The organism is Croceibacterium selenioxidans, assembly GCF_018599195.1.
Classification (GTDB): Bacteria; Pseudomonadota; Alphaproteobacteria; order Sphingomonadales; family Sphingomonadaceae; genus Croceibacterium_A; species Croceibacterium_A selenioxidans.
This window is the reverse complement of sequence record NZ_JAHFVK010000002.1, coordinates 1,102,928-1,119,949: the sequence shown is the minus strand read 5'-3', so window position 1 is coordinate 1,119,949 and position 17,022 is coordinate 1,102,928. Positions and strand designations below refer to the sequence as shown.

The 17,022-nt window shown below is 66.0% G+C and carries 15 protein-coding genes; 12 read left to right on the top strand and 3 right to left on the bottom strand.

Annotated features, from left to right (window positions below; all coding sequences use genetic code 11):
* Positions 1-97: 97 nt before the first annotated feature.
* Positions 98-2,182, bottom strand: coding sequence for a S9 family peptidase (locus KK137_RS14230; RefSeq protein WP_214537196.1), 2,085 nt, complete (start codon positions 2,180-2,182; stop codon positions 98-100).
* Positions 2,183-2,210: 28 nt separating this feature from the next.
* Between KK137_RS14230 and KK137_RS14225 the strand changes: the two genes are divergently transcribed.
* The 7 genes from KK137_RS14225 to KK137_RS14195 all read left to right on the top strand — a co-directional run bounded on the left by KK137_RS14225 (position 2,211) and on the right by KK137_RS14195 (position 10,546).
* Positions 2,211-4,031, top strand: coding sequence for an aminopeptidase P family protein (locus tag KK137_RS14225; protein ID WP_214537195.1), 1,821 nt, complete (start codon positions 2,211-2,213; stop codon positions 4,029-4,031).
* Positions 4,032-4,091: 60 nt separating this feature from the next.
* Positions 4,092-4,463, top strand: coding sequence for a VOC family protein (locus KK137_RS14220; RefSeq protein ID WP_214537194.1), 372 nt, complete (start codon positions 4,092-4,094; stop codon positions 4,461-4,463).
* Between the two features lie 15 nt (positions 4,464-4,478).
* Complete coding sequence (locus KK137_RS14215) at positions 4,479-4,883, top strand: cupin domain-containing protein (RefSeq protein WP_214537193.1); 405 nt, start codon at positions 4,479-4,481, stop codon at positions 4,881-4,883.
* Positions 4,884-5,080: 197 nt separating this feature from the next.
* Complete coding sequence (locus tag KK137_RS14210) at positions 5,081-5,653, top strand: EF-hand domain-containing protein (RefSeq protein WP_214537192.1); 573 nt, start codon at positions 5,081-5,083, stop codon at positions 5,651-5,653.
* On the top strand, positions 5,650-6,414 hold the full coding sequence (locus KK137_RS14205) for a response regulator (RefSeq protein ID WP_214537191.1): 765 nt from the start codon (positions 5,650-5,652) through the stop codon (positions 6,412-6,414). Before KK137_RS14210 ends, KK137_RS14205 begins: the two co-directional genes overlap by 4 nt.
* Before the next feature lie 47 nt (positions 6,415-6,461).
* Positions 6,462-7,814, top strand: coding sequence for a sensor histidine kinase (locus KK137_RS14200; protein ID WP_214537190.1), 1,353 nt, complete (start codon positions 6,462-6,464; stop codon positions 7,812-7,814).
* A gap of 65 nt (positions 7,815-7,879) precedes the next feature.
* Entirely contained in the window at positions 7,880-10,546 is a 2,667-nt protein-coding gene (locus KK137_RS14195; protein WP_214537189.1) for a M1 family metallopeptidase, read from the top strand.
* 38 nt (positions 10,547-10,584) lie between these two features.
* Here KK137_RS14195 and KK137_RS14190 read toward each other — a convergent pair whose 3' ends face one another.
* Positions 10,585-10,788, bottom strand: a complete 204-nt coding sequence (locus KK137_RS14190; RefSeq protein ID WP_214537188.1) for a helix-turn-helix domain-containing protein — start codon at positions 10,786-10,788, stop codon at positions 10,585-10,587.
* A gap of 119 nt (positions 10,789-10,907) precedes the next feature.
* On the opposite strand from KK137_RS14190, the gene KK137_RS14185 reads away from it, so the two are divergent.
* A complete protein-coding gene (locus KK137_RS14185) occupies positions 10,908-11,195 on the top strand; it encodes a DUF5818 domain-containing protein (RefSeq protein ID WP_214537187.1) in 288 nt (95 codons plus the stop codon).
* Between the two features lie 14 nt (positions 11,196-11,209).
* Here KK137_RS14185 and KK137_RS14180 read toward each other — a convergent pair whose 3' ends face one another.
* Positions 11,210-12,784, bottom strand: a complete 1,575-nt coding sequence (locus KK137_RS14180; protein ID WP_214537186.1) for a helicase HerA-like domain-containing protein — start codon at positions 12,782-12,784, stop codon at positions 11,210-11,212.
* 95 nt (positions 12,785-12,879) lie between these two features.
* Between KK137_RS14180 and pabB the strand changes: the two genes are divergently transcribed.
* The 4 genes from pabB to arfB are packed head-to-tail and all read left to right on the top strand — an operon-like array spanning position 12,880 to position 16,913.
* Positions 12,880-14,676, top strand: a complete 1,797-nt coding sequence (pabB, locus tag KK137_RS14175) for an aminodeoxychorismate synthase component I (protein ID WP_214537185.1) — start codon at positions 12,880-12,882, stop codon at positions 14,674-14,676.
* Positions 14,673-15,851: a pyridoxal phosphate-dependent aminotransferase gene (locus KK137_RS14170; protein WP_250893862.1), complete on the top strand. Its 1,179-nt coding sequence runs from the start codon at positions 14,673-14,675 to the stop codon at positions 15,849-15,851. The genes pabB and KK137_RS14170 overlap by 4 nt, the downstream gene beginning before the upstream one ends.
* Positions 15,848-16,507, top strand: coding sequence for an RluA family pseudouridine synthase (locus KK137_RS14165; RefSeq protein ID WP_214537184.1), 660 nt, complete (start codon positions 15,848-15,850; stop codon positions 16,505-16,507). Before KK137_RS14170 ends, KK137_RS14165 begins: the two co-directional genes overlap by 4 nt.
* A complete protein-coding gene (gene arfB, locus KK137_RS14160; RefSeq protein ID WP_214537183.1) occupies positions 16,497-16,913 on the top strand; it encodes an alternative ribosome rescue aminoacyl-tRNA hydrolase ArfB in 417 nt (138 codons plus the stop codon). The genes KK137_RS14165 and arfB overlap by 11 nt, the downstream gene beginning before the upstream one ends.
* Positions 16,914-17,022 lie beyond the last annotated feature (109 nt).

Sequence of the window (17,022 nt, the reverse complement as noted above, 5' to 3'; positions counted from 1 at the left end):
CCCTCCCGCCTGCGGGAGGGGGCTGGGGGGCGGGTGAGTCTCGACATGCCGTTCTCTTGCCCACCCCCGGCCACTCCCGCAAGCGGGAGGGGAGAGTTCAAGCCTCGATCCCCATCTGCCACAGGATGAAGGCGAACTCCTCGGCGGTTTCCTTGAGGCTCTCGAACCGCCCGGACTTACCGCCGTGGCCGGCGCCCATGTTGGTCTTGAGCAGCAGTTCGTTGCCGTCGGTCTTCATCTCGCGCAGACGGGCGACCCACTTGGCGGGTTCCCAGTAAGTCACGCGCGGATCGTTGAGCCCGGCGGTCACGAGCAGCGGCGGATAAGCCTGGGCCCGCACGTTGTCGTAGGGCGAGTAGCTCTGGATCAGTTCGAACGCCGCGTGGTCTTCGATCGGGTTGCCCCACTCCGGCCACTCGCCCGGCGTCAGGGGCAACGAGGCGTCGAGCATGGTCGCAAGGACGTCAACGAACGGCACATGGGCGACGACTGCGCCCCACAGCGCAGGGTCGGAATTGATCACAGCGCCCATCAGTTCGCCGCCTGCCGATCCGCCCGAGATGCTGATCCGACCTGCCTCGGTCAGGCCGCGATCGATCAGACCCTTCGCCACATCCACGAAGTCGGTGAAAGTGTTGACCCGGCTTTCGAGCTTGCCGGCCTTGTACCAGCGCCGCCCGAGGTCGTCCCCGCCGCGGATATGGGCGATGGCATAGGCGAACCCGCGGTCGACCAGGCTCAGCCGGGTGGTGGAAAAGCCCGGCGGGATGGCGATGCCGTAGGCGCCGTAGCCGTAGAGGTGCAGGGGCCCGGACCCGGCGCGGTCCTTGCGGTACATCACGCTGACCGGGATCGCGGTGCCATCGCGCGCGGCGATCTCCAGCCGTTCGGTGGTGTAGAGCGACCGGTCGTAGCCCGAAGGGATCTCCTGCACCTTGAGCAGTTCCAGCCGCCGTTCGGCGACGTGATAGTCGTAAGTGCTCGCCGGGCTGATCATGCTCTCGTACGAGACGCGGATCACCGTCTGTTCGTATTCCGGATTGTTGCCCGTCCCGGCGGTATAGCTCGCCTCGGGGAACTCGATCGGTTCGACGCGGGCCAGGTTGTCGTAGTAACGGATCTCCAGCCGATCGAGACCGTTCAGGCGCCCCTCGACGATATAGAAATCGCGGAACAGCTCGAACCCGGTGAGGTAGAACTCGTCCGTTCCCTCGATCAGCGTCGTCCACTCACCCGGCCGCTCGATCGCCGCAGTGGCGATGCGGAAGTTTTCGTGGGTATCGTTGGCGTGAATGAACAGCGTGCCTTCGTGTTCGTCGATGTCGTATTCGACGCCCTTCTCGCGCGGCCGGATCAGGATTTGGTCGGCCAGGGGATTTTCGGCCGGGACCAGCCGAACCTCGCTCGTCTCATGGTCGCCCGCCGAGATGATCACCCACTGCTCGTTGGCCGAGAGCGAGGCGGAGACACGGAAGCCCTCGTCGTCCTCGTGGTAGAGCTCGATATCCTCGGCCGCAGGCTGACCCAGCCAGTGCAGCCGGGCGTTGTCGGTCCGCCACTGTTCGTTGGCGAGCGAGTAGATCAGTCCCTTGTCCCCCGCGACCCAGATCAGGGAGGACAGCGTACCCGGAATCTCGTCGGGCAGGTGCTCTCCGCTGGCGATGTCCTTGATCCGCGCGGTGAAGCGTTCCGAGCCATTGTCGTCGACCGAATAGGCAAGCAGGCGCCCGTCCTTGGTCGTCGAAATCGCGCCGAGGCGGAAGTACTCCTTGCCTGCGGCCAGGGCCGGTTCGTCGAGGATCAGTTGGTCGGCGCTGCCATCGTCGGGCGCGCCTACCGGGCGGCGCCACCACTTCTTGTACTCGGCGCCTTCCTCGAACTCGATCCAGTAGAGGAAATCGCCATCCTTCTGCGGCACCGACTTGTCGGCTTCCTTGATCCGCCCGCGCATTTCCTTGAACAGCGCGTCGATCGTGCCCTGGTGCGGGGCCATGCGCGCTTCGAACCAGGCGTTCTCCGCGGCGAGGTGTTCGAGCACCTCCTTGTCGGTGACCTCGGGATAGCCGGGATCACGAAGCCAGGCGTAATCGTCGGCCACCGTGATCCCGTGGTGAGTCACGCTGGAAGGCTTGCGAACCGCGACCGGAGGCCGCGCCGGAGTGGCATCATTCATGGGCTGCATCTATGTAGGGTTTGAAAGGACCGCAACAATGCTGATGCAAACCCACGAAGCCCGTCTCGACGCGCTGAGGAAGCAACTCGAAAAGCAGGGAATCGACGGGTTCGTGATCCCGATCTCGGATGAGCATCTCAGCGAGTATGTCGGTTCCTACGCCCAGCGGCTGGCGTGGCTGACGGGATTCGGCGGCTCCGCCGGCACGGCAGCGGTGCTCAAGGACACCAGCTCGGGCAAGGGGGCCGCGATGTTCGTCGACGGGCGCTACACCCTGCAGGTGCGCGACCAGGTCGACGGGCGGCTCTACGAATACAAGTCGGTCCCGCAGGACAGCCTGGCCGAATGGCTGGCGGCCAACGCCGGCCAGGGCGCCAGGATCGGCTTCGATCCGTGGCTGCACACGCGTGGCTGGGCGAATGCGGTGGCCAAGGCGCTCGCGGACGCCGGGGCCGAGCTCGTAGCGGTGGAGACCAACCCGGTCGACGCGGTGTGGCAGGACCAGCCCGCCCCTTCCGCCGCGCCCGCCTTCATCCAGGACGAGGCGCTGGCCGGCCGTTCCAGCGCGGACAAGCGCGCCGAAGTCGCCGAGTGGCTCAAGACGAAGAAGCTCGATGCCGCGGTCATCTCGGCGCTCGACTCGGTCGCCTGGCTGCTCAACATCCGAGGCGCCGACGTGGACCGTACGCCCGTCGCCCTGTCCTACGTCATCGCGCATGCCGACGGCACGGCGGACTGGTTCATCGAGCCGGGCAAGGTTCCCGCCGAGGTCTCGGCCAAGCTCGGCAATGCCGTCAGGATCAGGCCGCGAGCCGACTTTACCGCCGCGCTGACCGAACTTGGCGGCCAGCGCGTCGCGGCGGATCCCGAGCGAGCCGTGGCGGCGATCTTCGCCGCGCTGGAGGGTGCTGGCGCGACGGCCGTTCCGCTGACCGATCCGGTGGTGCTGCCCAAGGCGATCAAGAACCCGGCGGAACAATCCGGCCACCGTGCTGCCCAGGCGCGCGACGGCGCGGCGGTGGCGCGGTTCCTGCACTGGCTCTCGATCGAAGGCCCCAAGGGCACGGTCGACGAAATCGCAGCCGCCGAGCGGCTGCACGAGTTCCGCCGGGCGACTGGCGACCTGCGCGATCTCTCGTTCGACACCATCTCCGGCGCCGGACCCAATGGCGCGATCGTCCACTACCGCGTGAGCGAGGAAACCAACCGCAAGCTCGAGCCGGGCAGCGTCTTCCTGGTGGATTCCGGCGGGCAGTACCCTGACGGGACGACCGACATCACCCGCACGGTATGGATCGGCCCCGGCGAAGCGCCGGCGGAAGTCCGCGACCGCAACACGCGGGTGCTCAAGGGCCACATCCGCCTCGCCACACAGACCTTCCCGGCGGGAACAGCGGGATCTCAACTCGACACGCTCGCCCGACAGTTTCTGTGGGAAGCGGGCGTGGACTATGCCCACGGCACCGGCCACGGTGTCGGCAGCTTCCTGGCGGTGCACGAGGGGCCGCAACGCATCGCCAAGGCGCGTGGGGGCCAGGCCGGAACCGACCAGGAACTGCTCGCAGGCATGATCCTCTCGAACGAGCCCGGTTACTACAAGACTGGCGAGTACGGCATCCGCATCGAGAACCTGGTGCTGGTCGAGGAACGCACGATTGCCGGGAGCGAAGGCGACTGGCTCGGGTTCGAGACGCTGACCCTCGCGCCTATCGACAAGGCGCTGGTCGAACGCTCGCTCTTGTCGCCGGCCGAGGTGGAGTGGTGGAATGCCTACCACGCGCGGGTCCGCGAAGTGCTGGCTCCGCAACTCGAAGGCGAGGCGCTGGCGTGGCTGGAGGATGCCTGTACGCCCTTGTAAAGTAGGAGTTGTTCTCCTAATGTTCTCACCGAGTCGAGTCGCAAAGGGGAGAGTGCGATCATGATCGGTTACGTTACCGTGGGCACCAACGATCTGGCGCGTTCAGCCGCCTTCTATGGCGAGATCGCCAGGATTCTCGGTCATGGGCAATTGTTCACGACGGAGCGGACTGTTGCCTGGGGAACTCCGGAAAAAGGTGCGATGATGAGCGTCATCACGCCCTACGATGGTGAGCCCGCGACGGTCGGCAACGGATCGATGTTCGGCTTCCCGGCAGAGCGGGAGGAGCAAGTCCATCAGATCTACGACTTCGCCCTTGCCAACGGCGGCAAGGACGAAGGCCCTCCCGGGCCGCGGGGCGAGCAGTTCTACGGTGCCTATTTCCGCGACCCGGACGGCAACAAGCTGGTCGCTTACGTGTTTCGGGGCTGAGGAGGAGCGTTGGCCATGGCTGGGACGAATATTCAAACGCATCCGATCCACCTCGGCAACGGCGGTACCGCGGTTCCACAGCCCGAGTTCCCACGCGATGAGCGGGCCATGCAGTGGTACATGGACTACGGCGCGCGCCATGCCGATGATGGAACCGATGGGCGGCTCGTTTCCTGTTTTCATTTCACCGAGGACTGGGCCGGTTGGGAAATGCATCCCGCGGGTGCCGAAGTGGTGATCTGCACCGAAGGCAGCATCACCTTGATTCAGGAGATCGACGGCGAGCCCGTGCGGACCACGCTTTCTCCCGGCGAATACGCGATCAATCCGCCCGGCGTGTGGCACACTGCCGACGTTCATGGTGAGGCGACCGGGGTCTTCGTCACTCCGGGCATCGGAACCCAGGGCCGTCCGCGTTGAGAAGCGGCGCGCGCTTTCGAAGGGATGAACGCCGCCTCCCGCGCGCGACAAATTGCGACACTTTTTGCCTCTCCCGGCAAACCCATGCGACATAGCATTGGTAAAACACAATTCATGGGTAGCGGGGCGCCGAGTCCTCTGCTTCCCTTCAGGTCGGCGCCCCGTTGCTCACTCAGACCGACATGGGAGTATGCTTGATGCGCAAGACGCTCAGCTTTTCGCTTGCCGCGGTTGCGGCCCTTGCTGCCGGCGGCGTTGCTTTCGCGCAGGAAGCGCCGAAGCGGGAACCCCGCCCACCGATGACCCGCGCCGATGTGGAGCAGCGGACCAACGAAGCCTTCACTCGCATGGACGCGAACAAGGACGGCGTACTCAACCAAGCCGACCGTGATGCGCGCGAGAAGTTGGCGTTCGACCGGATCGACAGCAATCACGACGGGGCAATCAGTCCCGAGGAATTCGCCGCCCGCGGCGACGAGCGGCGCGAGGTGCGCCAGGCACGCGCTGACGGTGACCAGCGTCCAGGCCCTCGCATGGGCCGCCGGGGAGCCGGCGGGCCGGGATCGATGGGCTTCGGCCTCGCACGGAATGCGGACGCCGATGGCGACGGGTCGGTGACCCAGGCCGAGTTCGCCTCGGCGGCGCTGACACGCTTCGATAGCGCCGATGCCAACAAGGACGGAACCCTGAGCCGCGAAGAACGCCGCGCTCAGCGCCGCGATCGTAGCGGCCACCAGGGTGACCATCGCCGCTCGCCCGAGGCGGGATGAGCAGCCACAACGCAGCTTCCGCGGCACAAGCGACAGCCACACCCGTGCGGTTGCTGCTGGTCGATGACGAGCCGACCTTGCGTGAGCCCCTGGCAGAGTATCTGACTCGCCAGGGGTTTGTCGTATCTCAAGCCGAAGACGCCGCGCGCGCGCGCAGCGCGCTGCTTTCCGACACGCCGGACCTCGTCCTGCTCGACATCATGATGCCGGGCGAAGACGGCCTGTCGCTTTGCCGGCACCTGACTGAAACCAAGAACCTGCCGGTCATCATGCTCACCGCGCGAAGCGAAGCGACCGACCGCATCGTCGGGCTCGAGATCGGGGCGGACGACTACGTCGTTAAGCCTTTCGAACCGCGAGAGCTCGTGGCCCGCATCCGTTCGGTCCTGCGCCGCGCCACGCGCCCCGCCCTCACGCCCGAGGAAGACGCGCCGTACGAGTTCGAGAACTGGAAGCTCGACCCGCTCAAGCGCCGGCTGACCGATCCGCAGGGCATCGTCGTGCCTTTGTCATCGGCTGAATTCCGCCTGCTCGTCGCCTTTCTGAACCACCCTCGCCAGGTCCTCGACCGTGACCGGCTGCTCGACATGGTGCAAGGGCGCGAGGCGCATCTGTTCGACCGTGCGGTCGACAATCAGGTCAGCCGACTTCGCCGCAAGATCGAGGAAGACAGCCGCGATCCCAAGCTGATCCAGACCGTATGGGGCGGCGGGTACCGCCTCGCCGCCGATGTGCGCCGCCTCGCCCCAGAACGTGATTAGAGATTAACACCTTGCGCAAATTCCTGCCGAAAAGTCTGCTGGGGCAGATGCTGCTCTCCGTGGCGCTCGCCCTGCTCGTGGCGCAGGCCATCTCCGCCGTGTTGCAGTATCGCGAGGCCGAACAGCGGCGCGAAATGATCGCGGCCAACAGCCTGGCGTTCCAGCTGGTGACCGAGCCGCGCTTCGACTTCCGCCGTCCGGCCAAGCACAATCCCGAAAAGGGCAAGCGGGGAAGCTGGCAGCGGCTGAGAGTGGAGCGAACGGCAGAAAATCCGCTGCAACCCGGAGAGGTCCGCGAGACCCAGCGGGAAGAGTTGTTGCGCACGATCCTGCTAGACCAGGGCATCAACCCAGCGAAACTGGTCGTCGTTACCCGGCATGTCTCCGACGACAACTACGTCATGTCGCAGCTCGACGGACGCGAACAGACCGAATGGGGAGAGGGGCGCATGCTGGTTGCCGGCTTGCTGCGTCCGGGCGAATCCGAATGGACCGTCGCGCGGATGGCGATATTCAACCGCGAGCCGAACCAGCTAGGCGCTCTGATCGGGCAGACGCTGCTCCTCTACGTTGTCCTGGTCGGCGGCCTCGCGCTGCTGTTGCGACGGATCACCCGCCCGCTCGCCGCGCTGACTCGTCGCGTCGAACACTTTGCCGCCACGCGCGAGATCGACGGCCAGATCGAGCCCACGGGCCCGGACGACACGCGCCGCCTGATCATGGCGCTCAACCTGATGGAATCGCGCATTGCCGCGTTGCTCGACGAAAAGGACGTCATGCTCGGCGCCATCGGGCACGACCTGAAGACGCCGCTCGCCGCGCTGCGGGTGCGTATCGAATCGGTCGAGGACGCCGGGGAACGGGCCAAGATGGCGGCCAGTATCGAGGACCTTTCCCGGTCGCTCGACGACATTCTCTCGCTCGCCCGCGTCGGCCGGCCGAGCGATCCGCTCGAAAAGACCGACCTCTCGGCCTTGCTCGCCTCGGTGGTCGAGGAATACGAGGATATGGGCGAGCCCGTCGAACTCGGCGCAACCCAGCGTTTGGCCATGGCCTTGCGCGCTACCTGGTTGCGGCGCGCCTTGCGCAACCTCATCGGCAACGCGCTCCGTTATGGCGAGCGCGCCAGAGTTTCGCTCACGCGCCAGGGCAACGAAGCCGTGATCACCATAGAGGACGACGGCCCCGGCATTCCGGAAGGCGACATCGCCCGGTTGATGGAGCCCTTCGCGCGCGGTGAATCGTCGCGCAATCGCGAAACCGGGGGTGCCGGGCTGGGTCTGACGCTCGCCCGCGCGATTGCCGAGCAGCATGGCGGCACGATCTCGCTGCGCAACCGCAACGCCGCGGTCGGCAAGCCCGCCGGCCTGATCGCCGAATTGCGCCTGCCGCTCGACTAGCGTCTTGGCCGAGGTGGGGGGCGACTGCTAGGGCCGGTTACTTCGGAAACCGTCGGAGCCCGCCGTTGAAGCGCACAGCCGCTAACGTTCTTGCCGCCCTCCTCCTTGCCGGCAGCACTCTCACCTCAGCGCCTGTCGCGCTGGCCCAGGCCGTCACGCTCGCTCCCCTGCCGGAATCCGTGCCGAGCGATCTGCCGCGCACGGCCCGGCCGATCCACTATTCGATCCACATAGAGCCCGACGCGCAGAAGCTCACCTTCACCGGCACCCAGGACATCGAGCTCGAGGTCTTCATGCCCGTCGATGCGCTGACCCTGCATGCGCTGGAGCTGGAGATCGGCCGCGCCGAACTGTCTCGCGCCGACGGTACCGGTAGGGTCGACCTGACGCCGAAGATCGACGCCGAGGCCCAGACCGTGCGTCTCTCCGCACCGGCGCCGATCGGGCCCGGCACCTACCGCGTCCACATCGAATATACGGGCAAGATCAACACCCAGGCCATGGGATTGTTCGCGCTCGACTACCCCGACAAGCGCACCGGCGAGACCGTGCGCGGCCTGTTCACCCAGTTCGAAGCTCCCGACGCGCGCCGCTTCGCGCCGATGTTCGACGAACCAAGCTACAAGGCCACCTTCAACCTCTCCGCCACCGTCCCCGCCGGCCAGTTGGCCATTGGCAACATGCCGGTCGCCAGTGAGAAGACGCTGCCCGACGGCCGCAAGCTGGTGACCTTCGCCACCACTCCGAAGATGTCCTCCTACCTGCTGTTCTTCGCCCTCGGCGACTTCGAGCGGCTTTCCGCCAAGGGCCCAGGCGGCGTCGATCTCGGCATTGTCAGCCCCACGGGTAGCGGCGAGCAGGCGCGCTACTCGCTCGACATGATGGCCCCGTTGATAGCGTACTATACCGACTACTTCGGCGTCCCCTATCCGCTGCCCAAGCTCGACAACATCGCCGCCCCAGGCGAATCGCAATTCTTCGGCGCCATGGAGAACTGGGGCGCGATCCTCACGTTCGAGAAGTACCTGCTCGACGATCCGAGCATCACCAGTCCCGCCACGCGCAACTACATCTACACCGCAGGCGCGCACGAGATAGCGCACCAGTGGTTCGGCGACATCGTGACCATGGCCTGGTGGGACGACCTTTGGCTCAATGAAGGCTTCGCCAGCTGGATGGAGACCAAGGCCGCGGCCAAGTTCAACCCCGACTGGTACCCGCTGATTACCCGCGTCACGGGGCGCGAGACGGCGATGGGCTATGACGGGTTCGCCACCACCCATCCGGTCATCCAGCCGATCCGCACCGTCTCCGAGACCAACCAGGCGTTCGACGCGATCTCCTACTCCAAGGGCGAGGCGGTAATCTCGATGCTGGAGGCCTACGCCGGCGAAGACGTCTGGCGCGAAGGCATCCGCACCTACATCCAGCGTCACCGCTACGGCAACACCACCAGCGAGGACCTGTGGCGCGCGGTAGAGGAGGCCGGCGCGGCGAACCTCGTCGCCGTCGCTCGCGACTTCACGCTTCAGCCGGGCATTCCGCTCGTCAAGGCAGAGGCCGAATGCCGCGAGGGCGTGACGCACCTGACCCTGACCCAGGGCGAATTCAGTCGCGACCGCAAGGACGAAGTCGCCGCGAAGCCCCAGCGCTGGCGCGTGCCCCTGTTGATCCAGGCGCAGGGTGCCGAGCCCAAGCGCGTCCTTCTCGAAGGCAGCGCGTCGCTCGACTTGCCGGGTTGTGGGGCAGTTGTCGTGAACGGTGGCCAGCTCGGCTATTTCCGCACGCTCTATTCGCCAGCGATGTCCGCGCAATTGGCCAAGGCCATGCCCGGGCTCGATCCGATCGATCAACTCGGTCTCGTGCGGGACAGCCTGGCCTTGGCCGAAGCTGGCTACCAGCCGCTTGCCCTCGGGCTCGACATGCTCGCCGCCGTGCCGGGCGAGGCTAACCCGGTGGTCGCCGAAGGGGTAGTCGCCCGTTGGGGCGCGATCCATCGCGTGGCCTCCGAAGCGGACCAGCCGGCCGTGGCCAAGGCCGCGCGCGACATCTGGCTTCCGCGACTGGAGCAGCTCGGTTTTGACGCGGTGCCGGACGAATCGCTGGCCGACACTCAGCTGCGGGTCCAGCTCCTCAACACGCTGGGCAACATGAACGATCCCACGGTAATCGCCGAGGGTCGTCGCAGGCTGGCGCTGCTGGCGGATAATCCCAAGGCGCTCGATGGCCCCCTCAAGACCACCTGGCTGGCGATCGCCGCCCGTAACGCCACGGCGGAGGAGTGGGACAAGCTGTCGCAACTCGCCGCCAACGCCCCGTCGGCGGTCGAGCGACAAGCCTATTATCGCCTGCTCGGGACGGTCAGCGACAAGGCTCTGGCCCAACGCGCGCTGGACTTCGCGCTGACCGGCAAGGCCGGTACCTCGAGCGCGACGATCATCGCCGCTGTGTCCGAGCAGCACCCGGACCTCGCGTTCGACTTCGCCATAGCCAACCGCGCAGGCGTCGAAGCCTTGCTCGATTCGGGCGGGCGGCCGACCTACATCTCGGGCCTCGCCAACACCTCGCGCGATCCGGCCATGGTCGGCAAGCTCGAGAGCTTCAGCCAATCGGTCCCGGCCGACGAGCGGCGCCCAGTGCAAACCGTGATCGCGTCCTTGAAGCAACGCCTCGAAAGCGAGCCGAAGATGCGGGCGCAGGTCGGAGAGTGGCTGGCGGCTAATCCAGACTAAGATCCTCCCCGAATTCGCTTGGGGCAGGATTTAACGCATCAATCGAGCAACCGTCCCGGCGTAACGCCCAGAGCGATCGCGAGCTTGTCCACTACGCTGATTGTCGGGTTGCGAGATCCTCGCTCAAGATCACTGATATACGTGCGGTGCAGTCCTGCCTCGTCGGCAAAGACTTCCTGCGACCAACCCTTCGCCTGCCGTAGCAGACGCAGATTCTTCGCGAGGCGCTCCTGAATGTCCATTCGTCCACGATGGACCAACTTGCAGCCGATCAGTCTACAGACGGTAGACGACAACTTGCTTTGCCAGACCGTCGACACTCGACTATCGATGTCACTCATCGACTACAATGGAGATAGTGATGGAAACGGCGGATTGGCCCGAACCGGAAGACACGCTTCATACGGTTCGCGGTATCTTGCAGCAGCGTTCGGATTATCGCTTCTTCATCGTCGCGAATGAGGGCGGAGAATGGCAGCTGGAGCCCGCGAGCCAACTCGCAAAGCATCACGGTTTCTCAGTGACGATCGAAGGCGTTCGTACCGGCTTCAACTGGCTGCACGTCGTAAGGATCAAGCGCGAGGGTGATGAGTGGTTGCCAACCCAGTCGTGGACGCAGTGGTTCAGTCGCTGGAGACGTAAGCCATAGCGATCTGCGCGCCCCTAGCGCATCAACCCTCCAACGAGGTTCCGCACAAATCGCCCGAAGAACTGCCCGCCCAGGTCAGTCGCAATCGAGCCTGCGGCCGACGTCGCTGCATTCCGCATGGGGTTGGAGCTCGACCTGCGCCCGGTCACCGCGGCGGCCGCAATAGTCGCCGCTGATCCGGCCACGGCCCCCGCCGCGCGCTTGCCCGCCTTTTCCCAGATGCTCGGGGTCAGGCGCTCGCGCTTGCCGACTTCCTCTCGTCCCTTATCCGCCACCTCCGCCGCCGTCGCGGCGGCGTCGGCGGACTTTCTTGCGAGCACCTCTTCGGCGCTGTCCCGGTCGACCGCCGTATCGTACTTGCCGACGAAGGGACTGACCGACTGGATCACGGTTCGCTCCTTTGCCTCCAGCGGGCCGAGCCGGGAGCAGGGCGGCTTGATCAGCGTGCGCTGAACCACCGAGGGCGCCCCATCTTCGAGCAGCATCGAAACCAGTGCCTCACCGGTCTTGAGTTCGGTGATCGCGGTCGCGACGTTCAGGTCGGGATTGATACGAAAGGTCTCGGCGGCGGCGCGGATCGCCTTCTGGTCACGCGGTGTGAAAGCGCGCAACGCATGCTGCACCCGGTTGCCGAGCTGGCCCGCCACCTTCTCCGGAATGTCGATCGGGTTCTGCGTCACAAAGTAGACCCCTACCCCCTTCGAACGGATCAGGCGGACCACCGTCTCGATCGTGTCCTGCAGGGCGTCGGGCGCGTCTTCGAACAGCAGGTGCGCCTCGTCGAAGAAGAACACCAGCTTGGGCTTCTCCGGGTCGCCCACCTCGGGCAGTACTTCGAACAGCTCGGCTAGCAGCCACAGCAGGAAGGTGGCGTAGAGCTTGGGGCTACGCATCAGCCGGTCGGCCGCGAGGACGTTGACGATCCCGCGCCCCTGGTCGTCGGTGCGGATGAAGTCCTCGATCTCCAGCGCTGGCTCACCGAAGAACAGGCCGCCACCCTGGCTGTCGAGCGCTAGCAGTTGGCGCTGGATCGTCCCTACGGTCGCCTTCGAGACGTTACCGTACTTGGTGGTCAGCGCGGCCGCATTCTCGGCAGTATAGAGCAGCATCGACTGGAGATCGTCGAGGTCGAGAAGCAGCAGGCCCTCGTCGTCGGCGTAGCGGAAGGCGATGTTGAGCACGCCTTCCTGGGTTTCGTTGAGCCCCAGCAGGCGCGAGAGCAACAAGGGGCCCATTTCGGATACCGTGGTGCGGATCGGATGCCCTTGCTCGCCGAACAGGTCCCAGAACACCACCGGGCTATCGGCATAGGCATAATCGGTCATGCCCAGCTCGGCTGCCCGCTCTTCGAGCTTGGCGGCGTTCTTGAACGTCGGCGAGCCGGGCATGGCGAGGCCGGCGAGGTCGCCCTTCACGTCGGCCAGGAAGACCGGCACACCTTCTTTCGAAAAGCTTTCCGCCAGCCCCTGGAGCGTCACCGTCTTCCCGGTACCCGTGGCACCGGCGATCAAGCCATGACGATTGGCGCGAGAAAGCTCCAGCACCTGCCGCTCGCCGTTAGCGCCGAGTCCGAGGAAGATTGCGGCCATGTTCTGCTCCTTCGATGCCTGCAAAAGGTCTGCTCAGCCGCAGAGGAACGGTCAAGCGATAGACACGCGATAATTTGCGGTTAGAGCGCGAAGGGATGGCCGACACCAAACCCTTCGTCCTGCTCGACGACGCACGCCCCGATGGGGCGAGCGATGCGCAGCTGTTCGAAGACCCCGTCGAGATCTTCGTCGCTCGCAGGCCGGAGGAAGTCCTCGAGGTGCTCCAGGCGGCGGAGGATGCCCGCAAGGCGAGGGGCGGAACGCTTGCGGGGTATCTCGCTTATGAGGCCGGGCTGGCGCTCGAGCCAAAGCTTGAGCCGCTCGCCGCCGCAAGGACCGGCGCCGAAGGCCCGCTCGTTTGGTTCGGCCTGTTCGACGCTCCGAAATTGATTCCTTCGGATCGGGTAGCCGACTGGCTGGCCGAACGCGCAGGGTCAGATCCCGCTTCGATCGGGCCCCTCCAGCCGCAAATCTCGACCGGGGCCTACCTCGACGCATTCGCCACCTTGCAGGAGGCGATCCGCGCCGGGGACATTTACCAGGCCAACCTGACCATGCCGCTCGCCGGGGCGGCGCGCGGCGATCCGCTGGCGCTCTATGCCGCGATCAGGCCTGCCGCCAATGCTGGCTATGGCGGTCTGATCTTCGATGGGTCGCATTGGCTGCTCAGCTTTAGCCCGGAACTGTTCTTCAGCCACAAGGGCCGCTCCGCCAAGGTAAAGCCGATGAAGGGCACCCGCCCGCGCGGACGCGACGCGGCGGAGGACAAGGCCCTGGCGGAAGAACTGGCTGCCTCGGTCAAGGACAAGGCTGAGAACCTGATGATCGTCGACCTGATGCGTAACGATCTCAGCCGGGTTGCGGTTGCCGGTTCGGTACGGGTCGAAAAGCCCTTCGCGATCGAGAGCTATCCCACGGTGCACCAGATGGTTTCCACCGTGCGGGCCGAATTGCTGCCAGGCATGGGCGCGATCGACATGATCCGCGCGTTGTTCCCCTGCGGCTCGATCACCGGCACGCCGAAGATCCGCGCCATGGAACTGCTCAGCGAAGTCGAGCGCGATGCACGCGGCCCCTATTGCGGCTCTATCGGCCGCATCGGCGAAGACGAGGCTGCGCTCAATGTCGCCATTCGCACAATCCGGCTGACACCGGGCGAGAACAACCGGCACCACGCGGTGCTCGGCGTTGGGGGCGCCATCGTCGCGGACAGCGACGGCATGGCCGAATGGCGCGAATGTCTGATCAAGGGCGGCTTCGCCCGCGAGGCCGCCGGGGGCCACGATCTGATCGAGACCATGCGCTTCGATCCGCAGGAAGGGATGCCGCTGCTCGAACTGCATCTCGAACGGATGAAGGCGAGCGCGGCCGAGCTCGGCTTCGCATTCGACCGGCACGAGGTGCGCAACCGCATTCACGCGTTGTGCTTCGAGCTCGATGCTCCGGCAAAGGTGCGGCTGGTCGTCTCGCGGCGAGGCGAGGCGGCGCTGGAAACCACACCGTTGCCGCCTGCGCCCCAAGGTACGGTCGAATGCATCGCCCTGCCGGTCCCGGTCGTCCCTGGCGACTGGCGCTTGCGGCATAAGACGACCGACCGGGGCTTCCACGACGCCGCGCTCGCGGTGGCCAGGGACCACGGCGCTTACGAAGCCGTTTTCGTCTGCGACGATGGCGAGGTGACGGAGGGCAGCTTTACAAACCTGTTCGTCGAACGCGATGGCAAGTTGCTGACCCCACCGACTTCCGTGGGCCTGCTCCCGGGGATCCTGCGCCGCGCGCTGATCGAGGAAGGCCGCGCCGTAGAGGCCCGTCTGACGCTCGATAATCTCGCGGGCGGGTTCTTCATCGGTAATGCCCTGCGCGGCCTGATACCTGCCCGGATGAAGCCATGAGCCACGAACACCTCAGCCCCGCGCTGCGCCGGATCGCGCCTTCCGGCACCACGGCCATGACCGACCGGGCGACGGCCTTGCGTGAAGCTGGGCGCGACATCATTTCGCTCTCGGTCGGGGAGCCCGATTTCCGCACGCCCGACAACGTGATCCTGGCTGCCAAGGCCGCGCTCGACGGGGGCAAGACCAAGTACACGCCGGTCACCGGAACGATGGCGCTCAAGCAAGCGGCCGCGCTGCACTTTCGCCGCGACCTCGGCATCGCCTGCCGGCCGGAACAGGTCATCGTCACCGCGGGGGGCAAGCAGGCCATCTTCGAGGCGCTCGCGGCGACCGTGGGCGAGGGGGACGAGGTGATAGTGCCGAGCCCCTGGTGGGTCAGCTATCCGCAGATCGTCCGCTTCGCGGGCGGCAAGGTCGTGCCCCTGATCACTCACCCACAGCACGGCTTCCGCTTCGAGCCGAGCGACCTCGAAGCGCTGATCACCCCGCGCACGACATGGCTGCTGCTCAATAGCCCCGGCAATCCGACCGGTGCGGTCTATCCGCGCGACATGCTGCTGGGCATCGCCCATGTCCTGCGACGCCACCCGCAGGTTCTGGTGATGTCGGATGATATCTACGCGCCGCTCAATTACACCGCTGAACCGCACGCCACGCTCGCCGCGCTGTGCCCTGACCTGGCTGACCGCATCTGCACCGTTTCCGGCGTATCCAAGAGCCACGCGATGACCGGTTTCCGCATCGGCGTCGCCACCGGACCCGACTGGTTGATCGAAGCCATGGGGCGGCTGCAGTCGAACGGAAGCGGCAACCCCTCCTCCATCAGCCAGGCGGGCGCGGTCGAGGCATTCGAAGGGCCGCAAGACTTCCTGCAGGACTGGCGCGAGCGCTTCCGCGCGCGGCGCGACAAGGTGGTGCAGGCCGTCCGCGAGATTCGCGGGCTCTCGACCCCGGTACCCGATGGCGCCTTCTACTGCTTCATCGACGCGAAGCCGCTGATGGACCGCTTCGATCACGACGATAACAAGCTGGCGCTCCACTTGCTCGAACACGGCGTGGCCGTCGTCGCGGCGAGCGCGTTTGGAGGACGTGACGGCTTCCGCATCAGCTTTGCCGCCGATGATGCGGTGCTCGACGAAGCGATGCGGCGGATTGCGCAGGCCCTGGCATGAACCGGATTCCCATTCTCTTCGAAGACGGCGAGGCCCTGGTCATCGACAAGCCGGCGCGCTTGCCGATCGAGCAGCCACGCAAGGGCGGCCCTTCGCTCGAGGATTACCTCGACGATCTCAAGCTCGGTTTCCAGCGACCGCCGATGCCGGTCCATCGGCTCGACACCGACACCTCGGGCTGCCTGCTGCTGGCTCGCAACCCCAAAGCTCTGAAGCGCTTCTCGGCCGCCTTCGAGGCGCGATTGCCGATCAAGCGCTATCTGGGCGTGCTTGCCGGCGTTCCGTCAACGGCTGAGGGCACGATCGAGCTGGCGCTGAGCAAGATCAGCTCCGCCGCCGAAGGCTGGCGGATGATCCCGGCGCGCAAGGGCAAACCGGCGCTAACCCGCTGGCACGTGCTGGCCGAAACCGACGGCCGCACGCTGGTCGAATTCCTCCCAGAGACAGGGCGAACACACCAGATTCGCGTTCACGCGGCGAGCGGCATCGGCCTGCCCTTGCTCGGCGATCCTGTTTATGGTGACGGCCGGGGCGCTCCGCGCACGATGCTCCACGCCGCGGGTCTGGAAATCCCGCGCGAAGGCAAGCCGCCGATTCTGGCCGCGGCTCCGCTCCCTGCCGATTTCGTCGCGCTTGGCTTCGGTGATGCCGAGTAACGAAGAATCGCTCGCTGCCCGCGCGCTCGAACTCGTGGAGGAGAGCTTCATCACGGCCTCGGGCCCTGGCGGGCAGAACGTCAACAAGGTCGCGACCGCCGTGCAGTTGCGGCTCGACGTCTTCGCGCTGCGACTCGAACCTGCCGTGTTCCATCGCCTCAAGACGCTCGCCGGCAGCCGCATGACCGCACGAGGCGAGATCGTCCTGACCGCGCGCAATTACCGTACCCAGGAGGCCAATCGCGAAGACGCCCGAGCGCGCCTGGCGGATCTGATCGAGCAGGCGCAGATCGAACCCAAGAAGCGGGCCAAGAGCCGCGTCAATCGCGTGGGCAAGGTACAACGCCTCAAGTCCAAGAAGGCGCGCGGCACGGTGAAGGCCAACCGCGGCAAGGTGGACTGGTAACCGAGGCCGCTCCTTCAAGCTTGCCGCCCGGCCGGAGTGGCACGAGGGTGCACGCAGCTTGACTTTTCGCCCGCCCCGAAGCAAAGGCGCGCCCGGACGGGCGGCGCCT